Raw genomic sequence first — 17,982 nt, 5'->3', positions numbered from 1 at the left:
TGGCCATGACGATGACCGACCTGAACCCCTTGGCACTCCCGGAGTGGGCGGTGCCCACGGTGCCCCGCCGGCAGGCGGTCGAGGAGCACCGCATCCGCATCCGGGCGGAGTGGTGGCGCGCGGAACTCGACCGGCGGTGCCTGCCCGGCGATCGTCCGGCCGGACCGTCCTTGACGCGCGCCGACGTGTGGGCACCGGCCGACGACGTGTTCACCTTGCTGTGGCGCACCTTGGCCTGGGGCTCCGGCTCCCACCTGCGGCAGAACGCCCGGCGGCTGGACAGCATCGCAGCCGACATCCCGGCCGCCGAAGCCGTCCTGGCGGAAGCCGCGGAGGCGTCCCGCCAAGACCCGGCGAGCGCCTTCGAACTCCTGCGCCCTGGCGAGCGCAACAGGTTTCTCGCGTTCGGCCCGTCCTTCTTCACGAAGTTCCTGTACTTCGCCGGCGGCGGTGCGCCGGACCACCCGTGCCTCATCCTCGACAGAGTGGTGGCGACCGCGTTGCGCGACCGCTGCGGGTGGGAATCGCTCCACCGCACCGGACCCTGGCCGGCCGTGACCTACGAGCGGTACTGCGCCCTGCTCGGCCGCTGGGCCCGGACCGGCGGCCACGCCCCCGACGAACTCGAGGTCACCCTCTTCACTTCCGGTTATAGAGCCGCATCGTCAACGTCCCGAACACCGCCACCAGCAACGCCGAAGAGCCCAGCGTGATCAGCACCGCCGGCACGTCCCACGCCCCCGCCATCATCGACCGCACGCCCGTCACCAGGTGCGAGATCGGGTTGAGGTCCACGAACACCCGCAGCCACCCCGGCATCGTCTCGGGGCTCACGTAGATGTTCGACAGGAACGTCAGCGGGAAGATCACCATCATGCTGACCCCCATCACCGACTTCTCGCTGCGCAGCAGCAGCCCGAACATCGTCCACACCCACGAGAACGCGAACGAGAACACCAGCAGCAGCGCCACCCCCGCCGCGACGCCCAGGAACCCGCCGCCCGGGCGGAAACCCAGCACCAGGCCCACCAGCATGATCACCACGGAGGCGATCAGGTAGCGCAGCACGTCGCCCAGCAGGTAGCCCACCATCGCCGACGGGCGCCAGATCGGGAGGGTGCGGAAGCGGTCGAACACGCCCTTCTCGATGTCCGTGTTGACCGCGATCCCCGTGTACATCGTGATCATCACGACGCTGCTCGCGAGGATGCCGGGCAGGAAGAACTGCAGGTACTCCCCCGGCGAACCGGCCAGCGCGCCGCCGAAGAGGTACGTGAACATCAGCGTCATCATGATCGGGAACGCCGTCACGTCGAACAGCTGCTCGGGCACGTGCTTGATCTTCAGCACCGCCCGCCAGCCGAACGTGAACGACGTCGAAAGCGCGCCCGGGCGCGGAGGCCGGTGGGTCGCGACGAGCACCGCCGCCAGATCCTCGGGCTTCGGTGCGGCGAGTTCGGTTTCCTTGACTGCGGTGGCGGTCACGCTGCTTCCTCTCCGCTCGCGGTGTGGTCGGTCAGGGCCAGGAACACCTCGTCGAGGCTGGGCTGGCCGAGGGAGAACGTGTCGACGGTGATCCCGGCGGCCGCCAGTTCGGCCAGCGCACGGGCGGACTGTTCCGCGGCCGCTGTGTCGCCGGCCGCGGCGGTGAGCCGCGCGGTCAGCGCCACCGGGTCGGGCTCGCGCTGGACGGCGGCGTCGACCACCCGGCTCAGCACCTCCGAAGCGGCCTCGCGCTGCGCCGCGTCGCGCAGCCGCAGGTGGATCGCACCCGCGCCGACCGACGCCTTCAACTCCCCCTGCGTGCCTTCGGCGATCACGCGGCCGTGGTCGATCACCGCGATCCGCGACGCCAGCTGGTCGGCCTCGTCGAGGTACTGCGTGGTCAGCAGCACGGTCGTCCCCTGCGCGACGATCGCGCGCACGATGTCCCAGACCTGGTTGCGGCTGCGGGGATCCAGCCCGGTCGTCGGCTCGTCGAGGAACAGCAGGTCCGGCGTGTTGAGGATGCTCGCAGTGATGTCGAGCCGCCGTCGCATGCCGCCGGAGTACTGCTTGACCTGCTTGCCGGCGACTTCGGTGAGACCGAACGCCGCCAGCAGCTGCGCGGCCCGGTCGCGCGCCGCCTGCCGGGTGTGGCCGAGCAGACGGCCCAGCAGCACCAGGTTTTCGGCGCCGGTCAGGTCTTCGTCCACTGACGCGTACTGCCCGGTGAGGCTGACCCGGCCGCGGACGGCGTCGGCCTCGCGGACGACGTCACGGCCGAACACGCGCGCTTCGCCGCCGTCCGGGCGGAGCAGGGTGGCGAGCATCCGGACGGTGGTGGTCTTGCCGGCGCCGTTGGGGCCGAGGACGCCGTAGACGGTGCCGGCCGGCACCGCGAGGTCGACGCCGTCGACGGCCCGGGTGTCGCCGAAAACCTTGACGAGCCCGGAGGTTTCGATCGCGGGTGAAGTCATCTGCGGTCCTTTCACGCGCAGTAGGGACGGGCCCGGCGGGCGTCGCGCAGCGCGAGCCCCCACCAGGTGAGTTCGTCGAGCAGGGCCGGCACGCGCTCGTCGTCGAACGACGGCGCGAGCAGGTCGAGGGCGACCGTGTCGCGCATCGTCACGGTGTGCAGCTCCAGGAAGACCTCCCGCAGCTGTTCGACGGCGTGGCGGCCGCGGGCGCGGTAGCCGTAGGAGACGAAGCCGACCGGCTTCGCGCGCCACTCGTCGTAGGCGAAGTCGATCGCCTGCTTGAGCGGCCCGGGAAAGCTGCGGTTGTACTCGGGTGTGACGACGACGTACGCCTCCGCCCGGGCGATGCGCTCCCGGAACCGGGTCAGCCCCGGCGTCGGCTCCGCCGGGTACGCTGCCGGAAGGTCCGCCTCGGCGAGGTCGACGGGGTCGAGGTCGAGCCCCGCCCGCCGGCCCGCCGTCGCCGTGAACCACCCGCCGACGCGCGCGCCGGCCCGGCCTTCGCGGGTGCTGCCGATCAGCACCACGACCCGCAGCGGCCCACCGTCCATTCCGGCCTCCTCTCGCCCGTTACCCCGAAGGCGCGAGACGCCGCGCCAGATCGAATCTGGCTGAAACGTTTCATCCGCGTGGTAGGCTCACGCTTTCTCTACGAGGGGGTGCTTTGGTCGGCATCAAGGACGTCGCCAAGCGGGCCGGCGTCTCGATCGGCACGGTGTCCAATGTGGTCAACCGGCCGCACGTGGTCGCGGTGGCCACCCGGAACCGGGTGCTGTCGGTGATCGAAGAGCTCGGCTACGTCCGCGACGAGTCGGCGCGGCAGCTGCGCGCCGGCCGCAGCCGGATCATGGGGCTGCTCGTGCTCGACCTCGGCAACCCGTTCTTCGTCGACGTCGCCCGCGGCGCCGAGCAAGCCGCGCATGCCGAGGGCCTCAACATCATCACCTGCAACAGCGGCCAGCGGTCCGATCTCGAGGCGTCCTACCTCGCGATGTTCGCCGAGCAGCGGGTCCGCGGAGTGCTGCTGAGCCCGGTCGCGACGTCCGGCGAGGCCCTGCGCGCGTTCCGGCGCAGTGGCACGCCGTACGTGTTCGTCGACCGCAAGGCGCCGACGTCGGAGGCGAGTTCGGTCGCGGTGGACGACATCGCGGGCGGCGCGCTCGCGGCCCGCCACCTCCTGGAGACCGGCCACAGGCACATCGCGTTCGTCAACGGTCCCGCGATCCTCGCCCAGTGCCGCGACCGCGAGCAGGGCGTCCGCACCGCACTGCAAGGGTCGGCGGCGGAGCTGACGGTCCTGGAGGCGATCGGCCTCGACGTCTCTTCCGGGCGCGACGCGGGTGCCCGCCTGCTGGGCACGAGTCCCCGCCCCACGGCGGTGTTCTGCGCGAACGACCTGCTGGCCCTCGGGGTGCTGCAGGCGATGGTCGGCGCGGGCGTCCGCATCCCGGAGGAGATGGCGATCGTGGGTTACGACGACATCGAGTTCGCGGGCGCGGCGGCGGTCCCGCTGACCTCTGTCCGCCAGCCGGCCCAGCGCCTGGGCCGCACGGCCGCGGAACTGCTGCTGACGGAGACGGCGGACACGACGGTGGAGCACCAGGCGGTGGTGTTCACCCCGGAGCTGGTCGTCCGCGAGTCGACCCGAGTACGTCGCTGAGCGTGACCGACCTCGCCGGAAAATAGTTTGGCCTGCTTACGACTTTTCGGCACACTGCCGATCATGGGGCTTCACGCGTGACGAACAGGTGGGTGCGGCTGCAGGCCGTCGCGGTGTCCGGTTCCTCCGCCGAAGGGCTGATGCTCGCCGCGCTTCCGCTGCTCGCCGTTTCCATCACCACCGATCCGCGCGAGATCTCGCTGGTCAACATCGCCGGGCAGGCGCCGTGGCTGTTGCTGTCCCTCTTCGCCGGGGTGCTCATCGATCGCGTGCGGCGGACCGCCGTGCTCGCCTGGGCCTACGCCGTGCAGGTCGGGGCCGCGCTCGTGCTCGCCGCCGTCGCCTCCGCCGGGCTGCTCAGCCTGCCGGTACTGCTCGTCGTCGCCTTCGTCGTTACCTCCGCGCAGGTGCTCGGAGACGGCGCCAGCGGGGCGCTCGTGCCCGAACTCGTCGAGCCCGACCGGCTCGCCCACGCCAACGCGCGCCTCACCGTGATCGACCGGGGTGTCGTGCAGTTCGTCGTCCCGCCGCTGACCGGGTTTCTCGTCGTCGTCAGCGCCGGGGCCCCCGCGTGGCTGGCCGCCGCCTGCGCGTTGCTCGCCCTGCTCCTGACGCGGCGCATCCCGTCGGCGTCGGTGGTGGCCGCGCGCACCCATCCGCTGCGGGACCTGTCGGCCGGGCTCACGCACCTGGTCCGGACGCCGCTGCTGCGCTCGATCACGATCAACGTCGCCCTGGGCTCCTTCGCCGCCAGCGCCGGGAACTCGATGTTCGTCCTGTACGCGACGCAGGTGCTGCACGTGGGCTCGGTCGGCTACGGCCTGCTGCTCGCCTGCCTCGCCGTCGGCTGGGTGGCGTCGTCGTTCGTGGTGCAGAAGATCGTCGACCGGTTCGGGTACTCGTGGTCAATGCGGGGAGCGCAAAGCCTCGGCGCGGTGGCGCCGCTGCTGCTGGCCGTGCTGCCGCCGTGGCCGCCGCTGATCGGCGTGGTGCTGGTCTTCCTGACCTCGACGGTGCTGGTCTGGAACGTCTGCTCGCAGTCCAGCCGCCAGCGCTTCACCCCGGCGCCGCTGCTCGGCCGGGTGCTGACCAGCCACCGCGCGCTGGCCTGGGGCCTGACGCCGCTGGGCGCGCTGACCGGCGGCCTGGTCGCGGCGCACTGGAGCCTGCGGGGCGTCTGGCTGGTGGTCGCGGCGATCCAGGCGGTCAGCGCGGTGCTGGTGTGGTTCCAGCTCTCGCCGGAAGCCTTCCGCCGCACCGAACTCGCGACCGCCGAAGCCTGACCGTGCGCAGCGCGGCGACCTACCGGATCTTCGGCGGACCGGGGCTGACGGCCGCCGAGGTCACCCGCCGGCTCGGCGTCCGCCCGACGACGGCTGCGGAAGCGGGTCGGCGAACGAGCGCGATCCGCGCGGAATCCCTGTGGTGCCTCTCGACGTCCACGGCCGACACCGAATCGGCCGCGCACCTCAGGCAGGTACTGGACGTCCTCGAGCCGCGAAGAGCCGAGTTGTGGGAGCTGGCCGAGGCCGGCTGGTTCTGCCTGGTCGCGTCCCACGCGGTCGAGCTGGATCGCAGACTGCTCGCGCGGCTCCTCTCGCTGCCCGGCGAGCTGCTGCTCGACGTCTGCGGCGACGAGACGGGCTGAAACCGGGTGGCGCGCCGGGTCGGGGCACCGGCACGCCACCCGGAGGCCTACTCCCCCAACGCCAGCGCCACCGCGCCCAGCAGCGCCGCGTCCTGGTCGAAGCGGGCCGACACCAGCTCCGGCGGGAACGGCACCGCGTGCGCCAGCCGGTCCGCCAGCGCCGGCAGCAGCACGTCCGCCGAGCGCACGAGCCCGCCGCCGACCGCGATGCGTTGCGGGTCCAGCATGATCGCCAGGTTCGCCACGTGCATCGACAGCTCGTCGAGCGCCGCCGTCACCAGCTCCTTCGCCTCGACGTTCTCCTTGGCCAAGGCGAACAGTTCCCCCGCGGTGACCGGGCGGCCGAGCAGATCACTCGCCCGGCCGCCCAGCCCACGCCCACCGACGGCTTCTTCAAGCGGCGCCGCTCCGCTTGCGAAACCCTCAGTGTCCTGCGGCGAGAGCAGGTTGTACCCGATCTCGCCCGCAGCTCCGTTGGCGCCGGTCAGCAGCCGGCCGCCGACCAGCACCGCCGCAGCGATGCCGGTGCCCAGCGAGAGGAACACCGCCGGGTCGGCCCCGGCCAGCGCACCCCACCGCCACTCCGCCAGTGCCGCCGCCTTCGCGTCCGTCCCCACCGAAATCGGCACGGCCGGGAACTCGGCCGCCACCAGCTCGGCCAGGTGCAGCTCCTCCCAGCCCGGGACGTTCGGCGCGAGCAGGATCCGGTCCGGCAGCACGATCCCCGGGCTGACGACACCGATCGCGGTGGGGGTGACGCCCGCGTCCGCCAGGAGCGCCTGCGCCCCGGCGAGCGCCCGCACCACCACCTGCTCGGCCCCCGCCTGCGCGTCGGTGTCCAGCCGGCGCGTGGCCAGCAGGTTCCCGTCGTGGTCGGCGAGCCCCAGCGCCACTTTCGTGCCGCCGAAGTCGATCCCGAGAATTGGTTCGACAGTCACTCCCTGATCCCCTCGATCTGCGGCGCCACCGCCGCGTCCCCGTGGTGCCCGTACCCACCGGCCGCCTTCACCACGATCCGGCCCGTGTTGAACCCGTCGACGCTGATCACCGGCACCGCACCCCGCAGGTCGGACACCTGGTAGCTGACTGTCAGCGTCTGCGACTGGCCCGGCCACAGCGTGATGTCGTTGTCGTCCCAGGTCGCGTTCGCGAGCTGGTTGTCGCCCGGTCCCTCGTGCCCGTCCGGCGTGCCGCGGCGGACGTCGGCCCGCAGGAAGAACGCCGCTCCCGGCGTCTTCGACGTGTTGGTCACGGTCACCGTGGTGACGTTCGCGCCACCGGCCGAGCGCGTCGACGCGACCGCGCTGACCTGCGACTTCGGCAGGTTCTGCAGGGCCTGCAGGTTGCTGTACTGGGACAGCGTCGCCTGCGGGTTGCCCAGGGTCTTGCCCCAGTCGACGACGTCCTTCTGCGTCGAGAGCCAGTAGACGTTCCGGTCGACGACCTTCCCGCCCTGCTTCACCTGCAGCTCGACGAAGTAGACCTGCGCGGGCGCCGGCGCCTTCGTCTCGGCCGGCACCTTGGGCTTGAGGACACCGGTGCGCACGCCCTGGCTGCCCAGGGAGATCCCGCCGGCGGTCTGGTCGTCGAGGACCTTGCCCGCCGTGTCGAACACGCGGGCCTGCACCGAAAGCCCGGACTGCGTCGTCGCCCCGAGGTTGTCCAGGGTCACGGAACCGTTGTCGTAGCCGTAGATCGCGTGCAGCGGCTTGTTCGCCTTCTTGGCGCCGAAGAACGCGCCCGCCTGGTCGCCGTCGTCGTTGTAGAGCGACCACAGCAGCGTCGGCCAGCCCTTGTTGAGCTGCCAGTAGACAACGCCGGTCGACGGGTTCGCCTTGTCCGTCGAGTGGTGCAGGAACGCCTCGAACTGCGAGCGCGTGTTCTCGTAGTTCGCGATGTTCGCGAGGTCCACATAGGACTTCAGGGAGTTCCACTTCCCGTACCGCTGTGTGATCGACTGGTCCAGCGTGTACAGCGTGCCGAACGCGTAGCCGCCGTGGTCCGGCTCGAAGTTGGCGTGGTACTGGTTGTACGCCGGGTCCTGCCACAGCTTCGCCTGCTCGGTCGGCGACAGGAACCGCTTGATCGAGTCGAGCGTCGGCACGGTGTGCCCCGCGCTCTGCTCGCTCGCGAAGCCCCACGACCCGCCGGCGTTGGTCCGCGAGGAGTCGTCCGCGTCGAAGTGCGAGGTGTCGTACCAGTAGGACGGCGGGACCCAGTCGTACGGGCCTTCCTTCTCCCCCGACTGCCCGAGCGTCGGCGTGCTCTTGTACTCCGCCGACGCGATCACCGGGACCTGGAAGTCCTCCTGCTCGAACGCGGTCAGGACGGCGTTCTCCTGGTTGGCGAACGGCTCGTTGTCGCTCCAGCCGTAGTTGAACACGCTGGGGTGGTTGCGTTCGCGCTGCGCGATGCTGACCGACGAGTCGTGGATGATCCGCAGGTCCCGCTCGCCGAGCTGCTCGGCGGTGTCCGGCTGCCAGGCGTCACAGCACAGGAACCCGCCGATCACGAGCAGCCCGGCGCGGTCGGCCTGGTCGTAGAAGTCCTGCGGCATGTCGTGGCCCTCGAGCCGGACGCCGGACAGGCCCATGTTCTTGATCAGCGCGATCTGGTGCGCGGTGTCGGCGGAGTCGTAGCGCAGGAAGAGATCCGGCGCGAAGCCGCCACCGCGGAACACGAAGTCCTTGCCGTTGATGGTGAACTGCCGCGCGCCCTCGGGCAGCGGCGCGGACTTCCCGACCAGGCGCGAGGTCACCGTGCGGATGCCGAAGGTGCTCTTGGACGACGTCGAGAGCACGCCGTCCTGCGAGACCGCGGTGCTCAGCGTGTACAGCGGCTGGTCGCCCATCGAGTACGGCCACCAGACCTTCGGCTTGCCGATCTTCACCGGCGGGAAGGTCACGGTCTGCTTGGTGTTCGCCGGGATCGTCACGCGCTGGTGGACGACGATCGGCGCCCCCGACGGCGGCGCGATCGTCGCGGCGACGTCCCCGGTCTGCGGGTTCGCCGCGTCGTTGGTGACGTCGACCTTGACCGTCAGCTTCGAGCTGGACAGGTCGGGGGCGTTGTCCTGCACGACGTGGGCGTTGTCGCCGGTGAGCGCGTCACTCACCTGCAGGGTCGGCGGGAACTGGATGCCGGTGTCGTTGTCCGGCGGGATCTGGCCCCAGTCGACCTGGTCGAGCGTGTACATCTTGAGCGGGTTGTTGGGGTAGACCTTGATCGCCAGGGTGTTCTTGCCCGGCTTGACCAGCTTCGAGACGTCGAACGTGTGCCCGGCGAACGCGCCGCTCACGATGTCCTTCGTGGCGACGAGCTTGCCGTTCACCCAGACGTCGCCCTCGCCGACGATGCCCGGAATGGTCAGCTTCGCGTGCTGGCCCGACTTGAAGTCCGGAGTGAAGTCGGTGCGGTACCACCACGGGTCGGAGAACGGCTTGGTGACGACGGGACCGAGCTTGTCGACGTACCCGAAGCACTTGCGCATGTTGTCGGAGTAGAAGACGTCGGGGCACTTGCCGTTCTGCACCAGGGCGTTGATCTCGGTGCCCGGCGCGCCCGCGTCGTCCGGCTTGACCGGCAGCCAGCCGCGAGTGGCGTACCCGGGCGTCGAGACCTTCTCGCCGCCGTCCTTGACGCTGGCGGTGGTGAGCACCTGCCAGCCCTGCGCGCCGATCGTGCTCAGGCCGTGCGGCCGAGTGGCGGCCTGGGTCTCCTGTGCCGAGGCCGGCGCGGCCACGCTCAGCACCCCCGGCACCAGGAGCAGCGCGGCCAGCGCCGCGAGCTTCTTCGTCATGCCTGAGCCCCTTCGGCTTCGGTGGAGGCGAAGGCCTCCTTGATCTCCTTGGGTCCGAACGGCCAGGTGTTCTCGGCCTTGGCGTAGACCAGGTACGCGATCGCGCCGACGGCGATCCAGCCCAGCGACAGCCCGATCGAGAGCCAGGTCGCGGAGACGTAGATGTAGACCCAGCCGACCACCGCGACGATCGTCGGCACCGGGTAGAGCCACTGCCGATAGGGCCGCTTGAGGTTCGGCTGTCGGCGGCGCAGCGTCACGATCGCGGCGACCTGGGCCAGTGACTGGATGATGACCAGGGTGGCGACGGCCGCGTTGATGACGTCGGTCAGCGTGAACAACGAGCCGATGATCGTGATCGCGCCCATGGTGAGCACGCCGGCGGTCGGCAGGTTCAGCTTCGGGTGCAGCTTGCCGAACATCGACAGGAACACCTTGTCCCGCGCGGCTTCGAACGGCACGCGCGAGCCGCCGAGCAGGCCGGCGAACACCGAGCCGATGGCCGCGACGACGATGAACACGGTGACGATCTTCGCCGTGACGGTGCCCCACGCCTGCTCGAGCACGGTGGAGGCGACCGAAGTGGCGGTCTTCAGCTCCTCCAGGGGAACCGAGCCCAGCACGCCGACCTGCAGCAGGAAGTAGAGGCTCATGATGCCGACGATCGAGAAGAGGATCGACCGCGGGATCGTGCGTCCCGGGTTGCGGACTTCGCCGCCGAGGTAGGCCGTCGTGTTGTAGCCGAGGTAGTCGTAGATCGCGATGATCAGGCCGGCGCCGAGGCCGCCCCAGAACGTGCCTGTGCCGGCCGAGCTGAACGCGCCCGGGGTGAAGGCGAACGCCTGCGCGCCGCTGAAGTGCGAGAACGCCGCGACGATCGTGGTGAGCACCGCGATCAGCATGACCACGAACAGCACGGTCGTGAGCTTGCCGATCTGACCGATCTTGCGGAACAGCGCGGCGACGATGACGAGGGTGATGCCGACGCCGATGATCTTGCCGAGCGGCGTCGTGCCCGCGTCGTCGGTGACGCCGGGGATCAGGTAGCCGAGGTACTGGACGAGGCCGATGATGCCGGTGGACATGATCAGCGGGATGAACAGCACCGCGCTCCAGACGAACAGGAACGGCATCAGCCGCCCGGTGCGGTACTGGAACGCCTCGCGCAGGTACAGGTAGGTGCCGCCGGCGCCCGGCATCGCGGCGCCGAGTTCGGCCCAGATGAGCCCGTCGGCCAGCGCGACGATCGCCCCGATGATCCAGCCGAACATCGCCTGCGGGCCGCCCATCGTGGCGACCATGGCGGGAATCGTGACGAACGGGCCGATACCGCACATCTGAGTCATGTTGATCGCGGTGGCCTGCATCGGGCCGATCTTGCGCTCAAGGGCGGGTTGCGGCTCCCCTGGGCGAGTGGGTGAACTCACGACGTGCCTCCGTCTAGTAGTTAGTAAAGTTTCTTAACATAGAACGTGCGGAGCCGGAAGAGTTCCGCGGATAAACTTGCGGCAACGCGGATCGGAGATGGGGACGTCGTGGGGCGAATCGGGCCGCAGGTGGGAACCCCGGCGAGCATGCGGGCGCTGAACCAGCGTCTGGTGCTGGAGCGGCTGCGCGGGCAGGGCGAAGCGACGCGGCCGCAGATCGCGGCGGCGACGGGTCTGTCGAAACCCACGGTGGGACAGGCGCTCCTCGATCTCGAGCAGCACGGACTGGTCCGGACCACTGGCCGCAGCCTGGCCGGCCCGGGCCGCGCGGCGGTCGTCTACCGGGCGGCGCCAGACGCGGGGCACGTGGTCGGCGTCGACATCGGACGGCGGGCGATCCGGATCGCCGTGGCCGACCTGGAAGGCAGCATCGTCGCGCGGCTCGACGAGCCCAACCGGTGCCGCTCGGCGAGTGCTTTGGTGCGCACGGTAAGCGAATCCGTCGAAAGGGCGGTGGCGTCGGCCGGGCTGGCGCCGCACGACGTCGTCTCGACGGTGGTCGGCACCCCGGGCGTCCCCGACCCGGCGACCGGGACGGTCCACCGCGCGCCGAACCTCCCGGGCTGGGAGCGGCGCGGGCTGCTGCACGAACTCGTCGCGGCGCTGAGCGGCGCGGGTTCGGACGTCGTGGTGGAGAACGACGCGAACCTGTGCGCGGTGGGCGAGCACGCCCTCGGGGCGGCACTGGGGGTGGACGTGCTGGTGTGCCTGACGGTCGGCACGGGGATCGGCATGGGGCTGCTGGTGGAGGGGCGCGTGTTCCGCGGAGCGCACGGCGCGGCGGGCGAGATCGCGGACTTGCCGTTCGGCCCGCTTCCGACGGCGTCGGGGGCGCGACGGCCGGGCCCGATGGAGACGGCGGCCGCGGGGCAGGCGGTGGTCTCGGCGGCCCGTTCGCTGGGATTGGCCGCGCGGTCGGCGAAGGACGTGTTCCGGTTGGCCCGGGGTGGTGATTCTATGGCGCTGCGGGTGGTTGCCGAGGAAGCCGAGAAGCTGGCTTATGTGGTCGCGGCGGTGACCGCGGTGCTCGATCCGCGGTTGATCGTGCTCGGTGGCGGGATCGGAGGTAACGCGGACTTGCTGGCGGCGCCGATGCGGGAGGCGCTGGCCGCGACGGTGCCGGTGGTCCCGGAGATCGTGGCGGGGCAGTTGGGCGAGGACGCGGTTCTGGCGGGCGCCATCGCGACGGCGCTGGGGACGGCCCGGGAGCTGGTCTTCGACCGGCGGGGGTTGCGTCGGGTGGCCGGCGGGGCTTAAGGAGAACGACCGGTCACCCGCCGCCGCAGGCGCCGCCTCCGTTGCACGGTCGGGAGGCAAGGAGAACGACCGGTCGCTCACCTCACACCGCCAGAAGCCGCTGCAGGATGAAAGAACGATCGGTCACTCCAGCACCTACCGCATCGACGCCTTCGGAAGCAGAGGTTTGGGAGAACGACCGGTCACCCCGGCTTCATCGTGCCGCCGCCGGGAGAACGATCGGTCACCCGACCAGCGCCAGCGCCCTGCTCAACAACCGGGGAGAACGACCGGTCGCTCCACCACGCTCGCCGCCACCTCGTAGCCACGGGAAGAACGATCGGTCACCTGGCCAGCGCTAGCGCCCCACGCAACAACCGGCGAGAACGACCGGTCGCCCCACCACCCTCGCCGCCACCTCGTAGCCGCGGGGAGAACGATCGGTCACTCCAGCCCGAGACCGACTGGTCAGCCGACACAAGCCGCGACCTTGTCCGTCCCACAAGAGCCATCGGCGACCACACCCCGGCCCGGCAAAAGCAGTGCCGCGAGAGCTAGTCCGAGGGGCCGCGCAGCGTGAGTACCACCCGCAGCACGTGCTCGACAGCCGCCGGGAACGGCGCCGCACGCAACTCCCCCCGCTCCGCCAAGTTCTCCGAAGCGAACTCCAGCACCCGCTCAGGCCCACCCCGCCGCACCACGAGCGCCGCCAAGTCCTCCAGGTCCAGGTCCGGGTGGTCCAAGCGCGTCAAGGCGAACTCGATCATCAGCTCCTCCGACGTCATGTCCACCTCCTCCCCTCCATCCTAAGCACGTCGGGCTAACACTTGATCGAACAGAGATCGAGCCCCGATGTGGTGATGTCCACGCCGGCCCCGGCCACCCACCGCACGCACGATTGGGCCGTTCGAAGGAGATTTCGGGCGATCGTGTACGGAACGCGAATACCCGGTAACCCGGACGACCCGGTCAGTGCATGATGCAGGACCACCCGATGGCGGATCGGAGGCGACCATGGCCCTGCATCGTCAGCGCACGCGAGCCAGTGTCCGGCGCCCGCGGCACGCCCTCCCCGCCCGCTGGTGGCCGCCCGTTCTCGTGGCCGCCTCAGTCGCCGCCGTGGTTCCCGGGGACACCGTCGGCGGCCTGCTAGTCGGCACCAGTGTGCTCGTGGCCCTCACCGCGCTCGGCGCCGCGAGGCGGGTCCTGGGGCACGCCTCGGTGCACGTCAACCTGATCCTGGCCCAAGAGCTCGCCGGCGGCGAGCGCACCCAGTCCGGCTGATCCACGCCTCACACCGGCGAGTGTGACTCGTCTCGCCGCATTACTGTACCGTCCAGACGGTATAGTAAGAACCATGACGACGACCCTGACCCCCGCCATCGAGCCGTTGAGCCACCGGCGCCGCTGGGCGGCTCTCGGCGTGCTCGTCGGCGCGGTGCTGCTGCTCGCCGTCGACGGGACCGTGCTCTACCTCGCCGTGCCGTCGCTGACCCGGGAGCTCGCGCCGACGGCCACCGAGATCCTCTGGATCGGCGACGTCTACTCGCTCGCGCTGGCCGGCCTGCTGGTCACGGCGGGCAACCTCGCCGACCGCTTCGGCCGCAAGAAGGTCCTGCTGCTCGGCACCGCCGCGTTCGGGCTGGCCTCCGCGCTCGCCGCCTTCTCCCCCACCGCCGACGTGCTCATCCTCGCCCGGCTGCTGCTCGGGATCGCCGCCGCGACGATCATGCCGTCGACGCTCTCGCTCATCCGCGGCCTGTTCACCGACCCCCGCGAGCGCACCCGCGCCATCGCGATCTGGTCGGCGGGCTCCGGAGGTGGCATCGCGCTCGGCCCGCTCGTCGGCGGGGCACTCCTGGAGCACTTCTGGTGGGGGTCGGTGTTCCTCATCAACGTGCCGATCGTCGCCGTCTTCCTGATCGCCGGCGCCGTGCTGCTGCCCGAGTCGAAGAACCCGCACCCGGGCCGCTTCGACCTGCTCTCGGCCGGACTCTCGATGGCCGCGATCGTCCCGCTCGTCTACGCCGTGAAGCACGCCGTCGGCTCGGGAATCGACGGCCAGGTGGCACTCGCGGCCGGGATCGGCCTGGCCGCGGGGACGGCGTTCGTCCGACGGCAGCGGCGAGTGGCCGACCCGCTGATCGACGTCGCCCTGTTCCGCAACCCCGCGTTCAGCGGCGCCGTCCTCGCGAACTTCGTCTCGGTCTTCGCGCTGACCGGGTTGCTGTTCTTCTTTTCCCAGTACCTGCAACTGGTCCGCGGCTTCGGCCCGCTGGAGGCGGGGCTGGCGGAGATGCCCGCGACGCTGGCGTCGATCGTGGTCGTCGCCGCGGTGGGCGTGGTCGTCGCGCGGCTCGGCCGGGGACGCGCGGTCGCGGCGGCCCTCGGCGTCGCCGCACTCGGGCTGGCGCTGGTTGCCGTGGCGGAACGAGCATCGCACTACGGCTGGCTCGCACTGGCCCTGCTGCCGGTCGGGCTCGGCGTCGGCCTGGCGCTGACCCTGACCGTCGACTCGGTGCTGTCCGCCGTGCCGCGGGACAAGGCCGGCTCGGCGTCGGCGATTTCCGAAACCGCGTACGAACTCGGTGCGGCGCTCGGCATCGCGCTCCTCGGCTCGCTGGTCACCGTGGTCTACCGCGCGTTCCTGCCCGCGGACGCCCCCGCGGCGGCGCAGGACTCCCTCGCCGGCGCGGTGGCCGTGCTCGATCCGGCGTCCGGGCCGGCGCAGGCCGCCCGCGAGGCGTTCACCGGCGCGATGCAGGTAACGTCCGTCGCGGCCGCCGTCATCACCGCGATCGCGGCCGTGATCGCCTGGCGCACCATTCCGTCCGGAAAGGACTGAGCATGCCTCGCAAAGCCGGGCGTGGCCCGGAAGAAACGCGCCGGGCGCTGCTCGACGCCGCCGGGTCGGTCATCCGCACCCGCGGGATCTCGGCATCCCTCGACGACATCGCCAAGGCGGCCGGGGTGTCGAAAGGCGGGCTGCTGTACCACTTCCCGGCCAAAGACGCCCTGGTGCGCGCGCTCGCACAGGACATCCTGGACACCTACCGCGCCGAGGTGCAAGCGGCGCTGGACCCCGCGGACACGGCGCCGGGACGGCTGACCCGCGCGTACGTCCGCGCGTCGCTGGACACGTCCTACGACGAGATCGCCATCCGCGAGAACATCGCCCTGGTCGCCCAGCTGATCTCGATCCCCGAGATCGCGGAGCTCGCCCGCGCGGACGCCGAGCAGTGGAACGAGGAGCTGCGCGCGGACGGCCTCCCCGACCACGTGGTCACCCTGGTCATCGCGGCGGCCGACGGGGCGAGCACCGCGCCGTTGTGGGGCGTCGGCCTTGAAGTGACGGCCGCGCGGAAGCTGGAGCAGCAGCTCATCGAGCTGACCCTGAACGCCTGACTTCAGGCGACCAGCCCGGCCAGCAGCACGTCGATCGCCTTGACCTGGGTGGCCGGGTCGCCGGCGGTCAGCGTCATGCGGACGAACCGGGCGATGTCCTCGACGGCGATCCCGGGCCGCAGGCCGCCGGCGTCGCGCAGGCGGGTGGTGGCCGGCCCGACGATCGCGGCGATCAGGGTCTGGGCGTGGGTGTCGGCCCGCGGCCCGGCGGCGGCGAGCCGCGCGAACGTCGCCGTGTCGAGCTCGGTCAGGTCGCAGCTGCGGGTGAACACCGCGCGGAACGCCGTGCGCGGATCCCCGTCGGCCGCCAGCTGCTCCGCTTTCTCGCGCACCGAGCCGACCAGGTCGTCCAGCACCGCCTCGATCAGGTCGTCCTTCCCGGGGAAGTGCCGGTACAGCGTCGTCGGGCCGACGCCCGCCCGGCGCGCGATCTCCTCGAGACTGGCCTCGGGACCGTGCTCACCGAAGGCGTCCCGGGCGGCCGACACCAGCCGTTGCCGGTTCCGCAGCTGGTCCTTGCGCACGTGATCCACCCCTCTCACAAAGTGGTAGCAGGACTACCGTTTCTGGGCTACCTTGAAACGGTAGTACCACCACCATATCGGACGGAGGTCCGGCCATGACCGTGTCGGAGCAGCTGAACCGGAGCCACCACGTGCTCCTCACCACCTACCGCCGGGACGGCCGCCCGGTCGCGACGGTCCTCGGGGTCGCCGTGGACGAGCTCGGCCAGGTCTGCATGCTGACCAAGCCCGCCACCGGCAAGGTCAAGCGGATCCGCGCCGGCTCGCGCGTCACCGTGGTCCCGTGCGACGGCCACGGCCGAGTCGCCGAGGGCGCCACGGGCGTCGACGGCACCGCCCGGCTGCTCGACGACGCCGGGACCCGCCGGGTCCGCCGCCTGATGACACGGAAGTACCTCACCGCCCGGCTGGTGCTGTGGACCGACCGCCTGCGGCCGCGGGACCGGCGCTGGGTCGGCATCTCGGTCACCCTCTGAACGGAGCAGGCCCATGGATTCTCCACAAAGGACTGTCGCGGCCGCCGGCGCGGTCGCGCTCGCGATGGGCGTCGCCGGCGTCCTGGCCCCGGACCGGCAGGTCCGGCTGATGGGGTTCAGCGACTCCCGGGCCGCGCGTCCACTGCTGACGGTCAGTTCGCTCGCCGCCGTGAACACCGGGCTCCTCTATCTGCTCGGCGCCGCGAAGGGGTGGCCGGGCTTCCCCGCGTTCACCGTCCGCGCCCGGGCACTCATGGGCGGCGGCCTGATCGCCCTCGCTGCCTCCGGGCGCGCACCGAAGGCGTTCTTCGGCGGTGGTGCCTGGGAACTCGCCGGGGCGGCGGTCACCGCGGCAGTACTCGGCCGGAAGCGCGCCACCCGGCGTTTGTCAACCCGCAGTCAGTACTGGTAAATCACCACTCGTACCGCCCTACGGAAGTCGGCTCCGGGAATGGGAAACAACCGGTAAATTTTCGACAGCGCGCGCAAATCCGGCAAATCCCCGTCCCCCACGAGGAGTCTTCCGATGTCGAGGAAGTTCGCCCTGGCCGGCGCTGTCGCGCTGGCCCTGGCCGTGACGCCGATCGCCGCGGGCACCGCGTCCGCCGCTCCGGCCGGCACCCAGCAGGAAGCCGCCGTCACGACCGTTTACTACAGCACGGCCAGCGCACCGTCGTTCCGCTCGGTGATCAACGCCGGTGCCGCCAACTGGAACCGCAGCGTGACCAACGTCAGACTGGTCGAGCGCAACTCCGGCGCGAGCCTGCGCTACACCGAGGGCAACGACCCCCGGGGCTCCTACGCCTCGACCAACGGGCACGGCAGCGGCACCATCTTCATCGACTACACCCAGGCCCGCCAGTACAACCCGACCCGCATCGCGGCGCACGAGACCGGGCACGCCCTCGGGCTCCCCGACCACTACTCGGGCCCGTGCTCGGAACTGATGTCGGGCGGCGGCCCCGGCACGTCCTGCACCAACGCGGTGCCGAACTCTGCCGAGCGCAGCCGGGTGAACTCGCTGTGGGCCAACGGTCTCGCGGCGACGAACCAGCAGCAGGTCTTCGAAACGATCTACGGCTTCTGATTCTGATCGAACACGATAGTGGCCCCGGGGGCATCGCCTCGGGGCCACTATCGCGTCCAAATCGGAGAACAATCGGCGTAACAGGCAAGTCCGGAGTCGCGACTCTCCAGTGCTGGCCGTTGTCACAATCGTACTACTGCCAGTAATGCAGACAACGCAGAGTGCTACCGTTTACCTGCCTGCGTACCGGCAATTCAGAAG

19 protein-coding genes are annotated in these 17,982 nt (G+C 70.9%); 11 read left to right on the top strand and 8 right to left on the bottom strand.

Going from position 1 to position 17,982, the window contains the following annotated elements:
- Positions 1–5: 5 nt before the first annotated feature.
- Positions 6–713 carry an 8-oxoguanine DNA glycosylase OGG fold protein gene (locus QQ657_RS30060; protein ID WP_284745626.1) on the top strand — a complete coding sequence of 236 codons (708 nt, stop codon included), beginning with the start codon at positions 6–8 and terminating at the stop codon, positions 711–713.
- Here QQ657_RS30060 and QQ657_RS30055 read toward each other — a convergent pair.
- The 3 genes from QQ657_RS30055 to QQ657_RS30045 are packed head-to-tail and all read right to left on the bottom strand — an operon-like array spanning position 640 to position 3,010.
- Positions 640–1,485 carry an ABC transporter permease gene (locus tag QQ657_RS30055; protein ID WP_284745625.1) on the bottom strand — a complete coding sequence of 282 codons (846 nt, stop codon included), beginning with the start codon at positions 1,483–1,485 and terminating at the stop codon, positions 640–642. The two genes, QQ657_RS30060 and QQ657_RS30055, sit on opposite strands and share 74 nt — an antisense overlap.
- Positions 1,482–2,459: an ATP-binding cassette domain-containing protein gene (locus QQ657_RS30050; RefSeq protein ID WP_284745624.1), complete on the bottom strand. Its 978-nt coding sequence runs from the start codon at positions 2,457–2,459 to the stop codon at positions 1,482–1,484. The genes QQ657_RS30055 and QQ657_RS30050 overlap by 4 nt, the downstream gene beginning before the upstream one ends.
- Before the next feature lie 11 nt (positions 2,460–2,470).
- Positions 2,471–3,010: an NADPH-dependent FMN reductase gene (locus QQ657_RS30045; protein ID WP_284745623.1), complete on the bottom strand. Its 540-nt coding sequence runs from the start codon at positions 3,008–3,010 to the stop codon at positions 2,471–2,473.
- 113 nt (positions 3,011–3,123) lie between these two features.
- On the opposite strand from QQ657_RS30045, the gene QQ657_RS30040 reads away from it, so the two are divergent.
- From QQ657_RS30040 to QQ657_RS30030, 3 genes are all read left to right on the top strand, one after another.
- A complete protein-coding gene (locus tag QQ657_RS30040; RefSeq protein WP_284745622.1) occupies positions 3,124–4,119 on the top strand; it encodes a LacI family DNA-binding transcriptional regulator in 996 nt (331 codons plus the stop codon).
- A gap of 77 nt (positions 4,120–4,196) precedes the next feature.
- Complete coding sequence (locus QQ657_RS30035) at positions 4,197–5,402, top strand: MFS transporter (RefSeq protein ID WP_284745621.1); 1,206 nt, start codon at positions 4,197–4,199, stop codon at positions 5,400–5,402.
- A 2-nt stretch (positions 5,403–5,404) separates the two neighbouring features.
- Complete coding sequence (locus QQ657_RS30030; protein ID WP_284745620.1) at positions 5,405–5,767, top strand: DUF4279 domain-containing protein; 363 nt, start codon at positions 5,405–5,407, stop codon at positions 5,765–5,767.
- A 47-nt stretch (positions 5,768–5,814) separates the two neighbouring features.
- Here QQ657_RS30030 and QQ657_RS30025 read toward each other — a convergent pair whose 3' ends face one another.
- From QQ657_RS30025 to QQ657_RS30015, 3 genes are read right to left on the bottom strand one after another with little or no spacing between them, the layout of a single operon-like run.
- The gene (locus tag QQ657_RS30025; RefSeq protein WP_284745619.1) at positions 5,815–6,705 is read right to left on the bottom strand and encodes an ROK family protein; all 891 of its coding nucleotides are present in this window, start codon (positions 6,703–6,705) and stop codon (positions 5,815–5,817) included.
- Positions 6,702–9,566 carry a glycosyl hydrolase 2 galactose-binding domain-containing protein gene (locus QQ657_RS30020; RefSeq protein WP_284745618.1) on the bottom strand — a complete coding sequence of 955 codons (2,865 nt, stop codon included), beginning with the start codon at positions 9,564–9,566 and terminating at the stop codon, positions 6,702–6,704. The genes QQ657_RS30025 and QQ657_RS30020 overlap by 4 nt, the downstream gene beginning before the upstream one ends.
- Entirely contained in the window at positions 9,563–10,933 is a 1,371-nt protein-coding gene (locus QQ657_RS30015; RefSeq protein ID WP_284745705.1) for an APC family permease, read from the bottom strand. The genes QQ657_RS30020 and QQ657_RS30015 overlap by 4 nt, the downstream gene beginning before the upstream one ends.
- A 207-nt stretch (positions 10,934–11,140) precedes the next feature.
- Between QQ657_RS30015 and QQ657_RS30010 the strand changes: the two genes are divergently transcribed.
- The gene (locus tag QQ657_RS30010) at positions 11,141–12,310 is read left to right on the top strand and encodes an ROK family transcriptional regulator (protein ID WP_284745704.1); all 1,170 of its coding nucleotides are present in this window, start codon (positions 11,141–11,143) and stop codon (positions 12,308–12,310) included.
- 533 nt (positions 12,311–12,843) lie between these two features.
- Here QQ657_RS30010 and QQ657_RS30005 read toward each other — a convergent pair.
- The gene (locus QQ657_RS30005) at positions 12,844–13,074 is read right to left on the bottom strand and encodes a hypothetical protein (protein ID WP_284745617.1); all 231 of its coding nucleotides are present in this window, start codon (positions 13,072–13,074) and stop codon (positions 12,844–12,846) included.
- Positions 13,075–13,303: 229 nt separating this feature from the next.
- On the opposite strand from QQ657_RS30005, the gene QQ657_RS30000 reads away from it, so the two are divergent.
- From QQ657_RS30000 to QQ657_RS29990, 3 genes are all read left to right on the top strand, one after another.
- Entirely contained in the window at positions 13,304–13,573 is a 270-nt protein-coding gene (locus QQ657_RS30000; RefSeq protein ID WP_284745616.1) for a hypothetical protein, read from the top strand.
- Between the two features lie 73 nt (positions 13,574–13,646).
- Positions 13,647–15,134 carry an MFS transporter gene (locus QQ657_RS29995; RefSeq protein WP_284745615.1) on the top strand — a complete coding sequence of 496 codons (1,488 nt, stop codon included), beginning with the start codon at positions 13,647–13,649 and terminating at the stop codon, positions 15,132–15,134.
- A 2-nt stretch (positions 15,135–15,136) separates the two neighbouring features.
- Positions 15,137–15,694 carry a TetR/AcrR family transcriptional regulator gene (locus QQ657_RS29990; RefSeq protein WP_284745614.1) on the top strand — a complete coding sequence of 186 codons (558 nt, stop codon included), beginning with the start codon at positions 15,137–15,139 and terminating at the stop codon, positions 15,692–15,694.
- 2 nt (positions 15,695–15,696) lie between these two features.
- Here the strand turns inward: QQ657_RS29990 and QQ657_RS29985 are convergent, their stop codons facing one another.
- Complete coding sequence (locus QQ657_RS29985) at positions 15,697–16,218, bottom strand: TetR/AcrR family transcriptional regulator (RefSeq protein ID WP_284745613.1); 522 nt, start codon at positions 16,216–16,218, stop codon at positions 15,697–15,699.
- Between the two features lie 95 nt (positions 16,219–16,313).
- Here QQ657_RS29985 and QQ657_RS29980 point away from each other — a divergent pair, with 95 nt between their 5' ends.
- The 3 genes from QQ657_RS29980 (at position 16,314) to QQ657_RS29970 (ending at position 17,781) form a co-directional block, all read left to right on the top strand.
- Positions 16,314–16,694, top strand: coding sequence for a PPOX class F420-dependent oxidoreductase (locus QQ657_RS29980; protein ID WP_284745612.1), 381 nt, complete (start codon positions 16,314–16,316; stop codon positions 16,692–16,694).
- A gap of 13 nt (positions 16,695–16,707) precedes the next feature.
- Positions 16,708–17,106: a hypothetical protein gene (locus QQ657_RS29975; protein ID WP_284745611.1), complete on the top strand. Its 399-nt coding sequence runs from the start codon at positions 16,708–16,710 to the stop codon at positions 17,104–17,106.
- A 114-nt stretch (positions 17,107–17,220) separates the two neighbouring features.
- Positions 17,221–17,781, top strand: a complete 561-nt coding sequence (locus QQ657_RS29970; RefSeq protein ID WP_284745610.1) for a snapalysin family zinc-dependent metalloprotease — start codon at positions 17,221–17,223, stop codon at positions 17,779–17,781.
- Positions 17,782–17,982: the final 201 nt, after the last annotated feature.

The sequence above is a fragment of the Amycolatopsis ponsaeliensis genome, from assembly GCF_030182635.1.
GTDB lineage: Bacteria > Actinomycetota > Actinomycetes > Mycobacteriales > Pseudonocardiaceae > Amycolatopsis > Amycolatopsis ponsaeliensis.
This window is presented reverse-complemented; position numbering and strand designations above follow the sequence as displayed.